General features: G+C 43.8%; 7 protein-coding genes. 5 read left to right on the top strand and 2 right to left on the bottom strand.

Annotation, left to right across the window (positions count from 1 at the left end; all coding sequences use genetic code 11):
- Nucleotides 1-369: 369 nt before the first annotated feature.
- The 5 genes from cobN to PN470_RS03085 all read left to right on the top strand — a co-directional run bounded on the left by cobN (nucleotide 370) and on the right by PN470_RS03085 (nucleotide 7,950).
- A complete protein-coding gene (cobN, locus tag PN470_RS03105) occupies nucleotides 370-3,987 on the top strand; it encodes a cobaltochelatase subunit CobN (protein ID WP_272103626.1) in 3,618 nt (1,205 codons plus the stop codon).
- 74 nt (nucleotides 3,988-4,061) lie between these two features.
- Nucleotides 4,062-5,351 (top strand): AAA family ATPase, encoded by a 1,290-nt coding sequence (locus PN470_RS03100; RefSeq protein ID WP_272103624.1) that lies wholly within the window; start codon nucleotides 4,062-4,064, stop codon nucleotides 5,349-5,351.
- A gap of 4 nt (nucleotides 5,352-5,355) precedes the next feature.
- Entirely contained in the window at nucleotides 5,356-6,027 is a 672-nt protein-coding gene (locus tag PN470_RS03095) for a DUF4276 family protein (protein ID WP_103111948.1), read from the top strand.
- Between the two features lie 283 nt (nucleotides 6,028-6,310).
- Nucleotides 6,311-7,363 (top strand): phosphotransferase enzyme family protein, encoded by a 1,053-nt coding sequence (locus PN470_RS03090; protein WP_042790604.1) that lies wholly within the window; start codon nucleotides 6,311-6,313, stop codon nucleotides 7,361-7,363.
- Nucleotides 7,364-7,569: 206 nt separating this feature from the next.
- Nucleotides 7,570-7,950, top strand: a complete 381-nt coding sequence (locus tag PN470_RS03085; protein WP_002747647.1) for a DUF7682 family zinc-binding protein — start codon at nucleotides 7,570-7,572, stop codon at nucleotides 7,948-7,950.
- Nucleotides 7,951-7,959: 9 nt separating this feature from the next.
- On the opposite strand, the gene PN470_RS03080 is transcribed toward PN470_RS03085, so the two are convergent.
- A complete protein-coding gene (locus PN470_RS03080; protein WP_272103622.1) occupies nucleotides 7,960-8,451 on the bottom strand; it encodes a DUF29 domain-containing protein in 492 nt (163 codons plus the stop codon).
- A gap of 25 nt (nucleotides 8,452-8,476) precedes the next feature.
- The coding region (locus PN470_RS03075; protein WP_272103620.1) for a DUF29 domain-containing protein at nucleotides 8,477-8,851 on the bottom strand (375 nt) is incomplete at its 5' end.

Below are 8,851 nucleotides of genomic sequence, written 5' to 3'. Positions count from 1 at the left end.
GGCAGGAGGCAGGAGGCAGGAGGCAGGAGGCAGGAGGCAGGAGGCAGGAGGCAGGAGATAGGGTGGTGGGGTGTTGGGGTTTTAGGGTTTTAGGGTTTTAGGGTTTTAGGGTTTTAGGGTTTTAGTTGAAATTCCCCCACTTCCCCACTTCCCTACACCCCAGTCATCAGTAAGGTGTTGGGGTTTTAGGGTGTTGGGGTTTTAGTGAAGATTTTGCTTAATCCCTATCCCCTATTCCCTAATCCCTATTCCCTGTTCTTTAAATTGCCGCAGACAGATATAATCATCTCTATCTACCTAAGAATGATCCCTCGATCGAGACCCTGATTCTCAAAACCTAATCATTATTTAACCTGACTCTCAAAACTTATGCACCGAATTGCTCCCCAAGCGGGTGGTTGGACAGCAGATACCGAAGGGGTGATTATTATTGACCAAAATCCGGCCCCGATTGTTCTCCTCACCATGGCTGATACCGATATTCAAACTCTAGCGGCAGCTATCGACCATCTACCGGATAATTTTCCCGCAATTCGCGCCCTGAATTTATCCCAGTTACAGCAGCAATACAGTATCGATAACTATGGGGACAAGGTACTATCCCAAGCAAGAGTGATTATTCTTCGCTTATTGGGGGGACGGGGGAGTTGGTCCTACGGGTTGGAAGTAGTTAAGGAAATTGTCGAGGAAACCGGTGCGACTTTATTTGTCCTCCCGGGAGAGGATAAACCGGATTTAGAGTTGATGAGTCATTCCAATGCTTCCCTGACTACTGTTAACCAGTTATGGTGCTATTTCACGGAAGCAGGGATAGATAACTGGATTAATGCTGCTAAATTTATCGCGCATACCTGTCTCCATCTCGACTATCCTCCCTCTCCTCCTGGGGTTGTCCCTAGGTTGGGAATCTATTCCCAGACAACCCTATCCCAACCCCAAGCACGGACTTGGATACTTTTCTATCGTTCCCATTATCTCGCAGGTAACACCAAAGCTATCGATGCTTTAATCAGTGCTTTCACCCAAAGAAACATTGAAACTGTCCCTATCTTTCTCTCCTCTCTGCGGGAAATCGAAGTGCAAGAGGAACTATTAACCCTCTTTTCCCACCATCCCCCAGACCTAATTCTCGATACCACTAGCTTCTCTATCCAGCGACCGGAAGACAAACAAAATCATCACTTCTGGCAGTCCCTCAATAAACCCATCTTCCAAGTAATCCTCAGCAGCAGCAGTTTAGAAGCTTATCAACAGGGTTATCAAGGTCTTTCCCCCCGGGATGTGGCCATGAATATCGCTTTACCGGAAATGGATGGCAAAATTATCACCCGCGCTATTTCCTTTAAATCTGTCCTCACCCGACATCCCAAACTAGAAACGGAAATAGTTATCTATCAACCCCTCCCCCACCGGGTTGATTTTGTCGCTGATTTAACCGCAAACTATTGTCAACTCTCCTCCCTTCCCAACTCCCAGAAAAAAATTGCCCTCATTTTCCCCAACTATCCCAATAAGGATGGTCGTATCGCTAACGGAGTCGGTTTAGATACTCCCGCTAGTGGTTTGGAAATTCTTCGCGCACTACAAACCCAAGGTTATACCCTCACCGACCTACCCGACCATAGCGATGAATTAATGCGATTGCTGATTTCCGGTATCACTAATGACCTGGAGACAAGGGAATTAAAACCTATCTATCAATCTCTCTCCCTAGAAGCATATCTAGATTATTTCTCCTCCCTTCCCCCCGATAATCAAAGCGCTCTGCTTGACCGTTGGGGACATCCAGACAAGGATTTTCCTATCCCGGGCCTCCAGTTAGGTAATGTCTTTATCGGTATTCAACCTTCTCGCGGTTATGACCTTGACCCGACTCTTAATTATCATTCCCCCGACCTGGAACCTACCCACAGCTATCTCGCTTTTTACCATTGGTTACGACAGGAATTCCACGTCACTGCTGTGATTAATCTCGGTAAACACGGCAATTTAGAATGGCTACCGGGGAAAAGTCTCGCTCTTTCTCCCCATTGTTATCCCGAAATCGCTTTCTCGTCGCTGCCGAATTTTTATCCTTTTATTGTCAATGACCCCGGAGAAGGTTCCAACGCTAAAAGACGTTCCCAAGCTGTTATCATCGACCATCTCACTCCCCCAATGACGCGAGCGGAATTGTATGGGGATTGGGAAAAGTTAGAGTCCCTCATCGATGAATATTATCAAGCAGAATCTCTTGATCCTTCTCGTTTAGCTCTGATTCGCGAGCGGATTAACGATCTGGTGGCGAAAACTAATCTCGATCGAGAGCTAGGCACGACCAGCGCCTCCTTTGGTCAATTTCTCACCGTCGTGGATGGTTATCTCTGTGAACTCAAGGAAGCACAAATCCGCGACGGTTTACATATCTTCGGTCAATGTCCCCAGGGTCAGCAGTTAATTGATTTAATCCAATCGATTGCCCGTTCTCCCAGTCCTGACCGCCCCGGTTTAACCCGTTCCCTTGCCCTTGACCTCCATCTCGACTGCGACCCCCTGACGGAATATAACGATACCACTACTTATCTGGAAAGTCTCGCTCAGGATTTAATTAGCCAGAAAATTGAACCTGTAGGCGAAAATACGGCAAAAGAATTGGTTTGGCTAGAAAATCAGTTAATTCCTGCTTTAAAACAAACCCCCGATGAACTTACCTATCTCTTAAAAGGTCTCGCTGGCGAATACGTCCCCAGTGGTGCTTCTGGCGCTCCTACCCGCGGCCGTCCTGATGTTCTCCCCACCGGCAGAAATTTCTATTCCGTCGATACCCGCGCAATCCCCACAGAAACCGCGTGGGAAGTGGGAAGAAAGGCTGCAGAGGCACTAATTGAACGTTATACCCAAGAAAATGGCGAATATCCCCGCACTTTGGCGATTTCTATCTGGGGAACTTCGACGATGAGAAATAGTGGCGAAGATGTGGCCGAAGCCATGGCTTTACTGGGAATTCGTCCCCTTTGGGATGGTTTTTTCCGTCGGGTGGTCGGGTTTGAAATCCTTACCCCGTCTAGCTTAGGCCGTCCTCGCATTGATGTGACTGTTCGGGTATCGGGCTTTTTTAGGGACAGTTTCCCCACCATACTACATCTTCTTAATTCTGGCATAAATGCGGTAGCTTGTCAAGAGGAAGAGGAAAAAATTAATCCTTTAGCGGCGAAAGTGAAGACAGAGAGGGAGTTTTGGCTAAGTCAGGGCTTAGGAGAAAAGGAGGCGAAACTGAGAGCTACTGCCAGAATCTTTGGCTGCAAACCGGGTGCTTACGGGGCCGGTTTACAGGGGTTAATCGAGTCACAAAACTGGCAAAATGATCAAGACTTAGCTAATGCTTATATTAACTGGAGTTGTTATGCCTATGATAGTCAAGGAACTGCCCATTCTTTACCGGAAGTATTGAGAAATAGACTGCAAGAATTAGAGATAGTGCTGCACAATCAGGACAATCGAGAACACGATATTTTCGACTCCGATGACTACTATCAATTTCAAGGCGGCTTAACTGCCAGTGTCCGGGCATTAACCGGCAAAAATCCCGTCACCTATTTTGGTGATCATTCCCGTCCGGAAAATCCCCGCATCAGAACCCTAGAGGAAGAAATTCGCCGCGTTTACCGCTCGCGAGTGGTTAACCCCAAATGGATAGCGGGAGTGATGCGACACGGCTATAAAGGCGCTTTCGAGATGGCTGCAACCGTAGATTATATTTTTGCCTACTCTGCCACTACTCATCTGGTGGAGGATTTTATCTATCAGGGAGTAGCCGAAGCTTATTTATTTGACGAGAAGGTACAACAATTTATTCAGGAGAAAAACCCCTGGGCATTGCGAGATATGGCCGAAAGATTATTAGAGGCTCAACAACGGGGATTATGGACCCAGGTGGACCAGAAAACTTTAGATCAATTGAGGGCAATTGTCCATGAGGCCGAAGGAGCGATCGAATCGGGTCAGTAATTGATAACTGGTCTAGAATCAATCTATCAAGAAATTGCTCAAATTACTTTAGTAATGAGAAACGGGACTAAATAATGGCTGGAATTGAGGGATTGAGGATTAAAAATTATCGAGCGCTCAAGGATATAACCCTGGGCAAGTTATGGAATACTCAAAATCGAGATTCTCTGACACCGATGACGGCCGTTATCGGCAAAAATGGTGTGGGAAAAAGCACACTTTTTGATGCGTTCGGTTTTTTATCTGATTGTCTTAAAGGAGGAGTAGAAGAAGCTTGTGATGCGCGAGGTCGGGGCGGGTTTGAGCGTCTTCGTTCCCAGGGTCAGGAAGGAAGCATTGAATTTCAGATTTATTACAAAGAAGATTACAATTCCCGACCAATTACCTATGAATTAGCTATTGATCTAGATACGGATAATAGACCTTATGTAAAAAAAGAAAGACTCAGACAGAGAAGAAAAGGTCAAAAGACCGGATGGCCTTTTTCATTTTTAATCCTCGATGAAGGGAAAGGAATCGTCTGGAAAGGAGAAGAAGAAGGGAAACAAGTAGAAGAAGGTCAAGACCATTTTGATTTACTTAAGTTAATAGAAAAAATTCAACGAGAAGCTGATGAGGAAAGCAAGGAAACCGAGTTAGTGGAACTGAATGATAAGCGCAAACTAGGAATTGCTACGTTAGGTTCTCTCAAACAGCATCCGAGAATTTCCCTATTTCGGAGATTTATTGAGGGATGGTATCTCAGCTATTTTACTCCCGATGCGGCCAGAAGTTTGCCCCTAGCCGGACCCCAGAAACATTTGAATATCCATGGAGATAATCTCGGTAATGTGGTGCAGTTTATGGAAAGAGAGCATTCCAAGAAATTTCAGAATATACTTAATAGTATTTCTCGTAAGATACCGGGTATAGAAAAAATTAGCACCGAAAAAAGTCCCGATAATCGACTACTATTAAAATTTAATGATCGGGGATTCCAAGACCCATTTTATGTACAGCAAATGTCCGATGGTACTTTAAAAGTATTCGCCTATCTCTTACTGTTAGAAGACCCTTCTCCACCGCCATTTATCTGTATTGAAGAGCCAGAAAACGGCTTATACCATAAACTATTAGAAACCTTGGCTCAAGAATTTAGAAAACACGCCACAGGACAGAGAGGACGTTCTCAAATTTTTATCACCACTCATCAACCTTATTTTGTTGATGCTCTCCGGCCGGAAGAAGTTTGGATTCTGGAAAAAGGTGATGATGGTTTTTCTCGGATTAAACGGGCCAGTGACAATCCTTTAATTAAGAATCTCGTCTCAGAAGGATTGCCCCTTGGTAGTCTTTGGTATAGTGATTACTTAGATGAGAGATAAGGTCATGCACTTTGAAATTTTGGTCGAGGATTTGTCGGGAAAAAAAGCACTTGATATTCTAATTCCTAAGATTATTGACATGAATGCAGGTCATACATTTAGGGTTCATTCCTATAAAGGCAGTGGTCATATTCCCAGAGACTTACAGTCTGTTTCCGATCCTAGTAAACGGATTCTTCTTGAGCGACTACCTAAACTGATTCAAGGATATGATAAAACTTTTTCTAGTTACTCTGATAATTATGCTGCTGTACTGATTGTGGTTTGCGATCTGGATAATCGATGTTTTCGGAAATTTCGACAGGAATTAAGCAATTGTCTGGAAAAATCTGCTATCAAATCCCAAATTTACTTCTGTATTGCTATTGAAGAAGGAGAAGCTTGGTATTTAGGTGATATTAATGCCATAAAAATTGCTTATCCCCAGGCCAAAAGTGCTATCTTGGATTCCTATATTAATGATAGTATCTGTGGTACTTGGGAAAAACTGGCAGATGCTATATACAGAGGTGGAGCGAAACAATTATCTAAGTTAGGTGGAGCTTCTGTGGGTCAAGAGAAAACAGTCTGGGCAGAAAATATTTCTCCTCAGATGAATGTGGACATTAATCGATCGCCCAGCTTTGGCTATTTTCGAGATAAACTACGTCATCTCAGTCAGGAAGAATCAAGATAAGCAATATTTTTTCAGGCTAAACTTTTAGGCATTTAAAATAATCGTCGAGAGCGGGCAGTAGGGGATATTAAGTATCTGGGTAAAATTATTTACCCATAGCGATCCTTGTCTAGCAAGGCTTTCAGCCCTCTGTGGCTGGTAATTAATTTTGCCTGACTACTTAAAGACTGATTAACAGAGGAATGTAGCGAAATATACGGAGCGATCGAACCGATTTGTAATATATGTGGCCTATAAAATAGGATGATGCGAGCGTTGTCCACACTTGCATCGGGAGGGAACCGTGACGACTTTTCTGGCTTCGCTCAATTTACTGCCTTCTAGTTCTCCCGCTGCCAATTTTCGCACTGGAGAATGGACTTTTCCCACACTCTACTCCACTCTGGCTCCCGCTGCCCTAGCAGATTTGGTTTTTTCTCGTTACGAGATTGATATGCCGAAAAATTGTCAATTTTGGCATCGGGGTTTAAGTGATGTGTATCTCCTCGAAACCCTGACAACTCCCTACATTTTGCGCGTATCTCACTGCCATTGGCGCAGCAAAATGGAAATAGACTTCGAGCTAGAATTATTAGATTATCTCGATCGCTCTCAGGTTCCCGTCGCCGCACCAATTCGCAGCAAAAACGGTGATTTATGCTTAGAAATTAATGCCCCGGAAGGGAAACGTTACGCCGTCCTTTTTCCCTATGCTCCTGGGGGAATTGCTATTGGGGATATAGATATAGAACAAGCCTATCATTTAGGGGCGATCGTGGCTAATTTACATCGGGTGACGGCAGATTTTCAACCCCTAGCCTATCGTCATCCCCTCAACCTCAAATATCTTCTCGAGGATTCCCTGCAAATTATCGCACCTTTTCTGCACCAACGACCGAGCGACCTAGACTGTGTTTTAGAAACCATTGGGGAAATAGAGGAAGAAACCGCCAAATTACCGACAGAATCTCCCTATTGGAGCATTTGTTGGGGCGATCCTCATAGTGGTAATGTACATATCACCCCTGATAATCAGATGACCCTATTTGATTTCGATCAGTGCGGTTATGGTTGGCGAGTTTTTGATATAGCTAAATTTTTGCAAGTTTCCCTACAATCCGGCTTAAATCGCCAGATTCGCCACAGTTTTATCCAAGGTTACGAGCAAACAGTGCCTTTAACCGATGGTGAATTATCTTGTCTTCAGTATCTCACCCAAGCGGCCTATATTTGGTCTTGGTCAATTAGCTTAAATAACCTGCGTTTAACCGATTATAGTCGTCTCTGTGCTAATTATTTTAGTAGCCGTTTAGCTATTCTCAAACGTTTAAGAACCCAAGAATGGGAATTATTCTAAGCAGCCTTAATCCTGTTGGTGACAGCAGTCCCTAACTAACCAAGATCAACTTTCTGGCTGGTCAATGGCCAAACGAGGTATCGATCCCTGTATGCTGGTAAGTATAGATAATCACTGGGTAAAGACTTTCTTCTCCATCTGCCAAAAGTGAAGCAAGCTTTACCGCTCTTGAATAGTCTCTCACAGCCTTACAGACAGATGGTATTATGTCCAGAAGAAAGAAGAAGTTTCCCTGTGGTCACAAGGGTTATGGCCAAGTCTGCCATCATTGCGCTCAACTAGATGCCGCTTGGGAAGAAAGAAAACGTCAAAAAAATGCTTGGGAAGCCACTTTTTCCCAGGATCCGATCGATCTGCGGGAATTACCGAAAAATGTCGTACTTAAAGCTAGGGAAATCCTGCAAGGATTGCAAAATCACCGCAATTATCGAGATTTCCACGGTAAACGATTGCGACACGATCGCTTTATTATCAGTATCCCCGTTACCCGCAATTATCGCCTCATCTGTCGCGACCACGGCAATCTTCTCGTCCCAGAGGCGGTGATCTCTCACGAGGACTATAATGTCTGTAAACCGGGTAGGTGAAGCTAATCTTTAGTTCACCTCGGAAGATTTATCCCTGTTTATATCTCCCCAATCCGGCAACCAATTTTCATCGAGAATCTCCTCTAGATTAGCTAACAATTCCCCGGGGAAAATACTGGCATCTAATTCGGTTTCGTCAATAAGCAGATTGCGAGCATCGAGATAACATTTTGCTAAAATTTCCCTTAAATAGGACTTTAAACTGGGACTATCTTCTAAAAGATCAGCAATTTGTAGGCGAAAATTCCTGATTTCTTTTTTCCATCCCGCTTGGTTGTAATCTCGTTGGGATTGCCAGTAGGTTAACTTCAGTAAATGTTCTAGAAGTCGAGTTAAGAGACTCTTAAGCGCTCGTCGATTATTTTTTCCCAAATCTGCCAACTCCTCTAATAAATTCGGCCAATCTACCGCTTGAAAATCGCCTTGACGCAATTGGTTGATAGTGTTTTCTAACCAAAGTTGATAATCGCTATCGTAAAGATTTGGGATGGTAATATTCATGATTTTTTACTCCTTAATTGCACTTTTAAGAATCCTTGCTGATAGCTTCCCAATCCGGCAGCCAATTTTGATCGAGAATCTCCTCTAGATTAGCTAACAATTCCCCAGGGAAAATACTGGCATCTAATTGGGTTATATCAATAATTATCTCCCGAGCATCGCTGTAACATTCCTCAAGTATCTCGCATAAATAGGGTTTGAGACTGGGACTATCTCTCAGTAATTTCTTGATTTGTTTCCGAAAGGTTCTAATTTCCCCTTTCCATCCTGCTTGATGATAATCTCGTTGGGATTGCCAGTAAGTTAACTTCAGTAAATGTTCTAAAAGTCGAGTTAATAAACTTTCTAATGCTCGTCGTTCACTTTTCCCCAAATCTGCCAACTCCTCTAATAAATTCTG

It is taken from the genome of Microcystis sp. CS-574, from assembly GCF_028329095.1.
GTDB classification, from domain to species: Bacteria; Cyanobacteriota; Cyanobacteriia; order Cyanobacteriales; family Microcystaceae; genus Microcystis; species Microcystis ichthyoblabe_A.
Note: the sequence above shows the minus strand (reverse complement) of the source record. Positions and strands in the feature narration are given on the sequence as shown.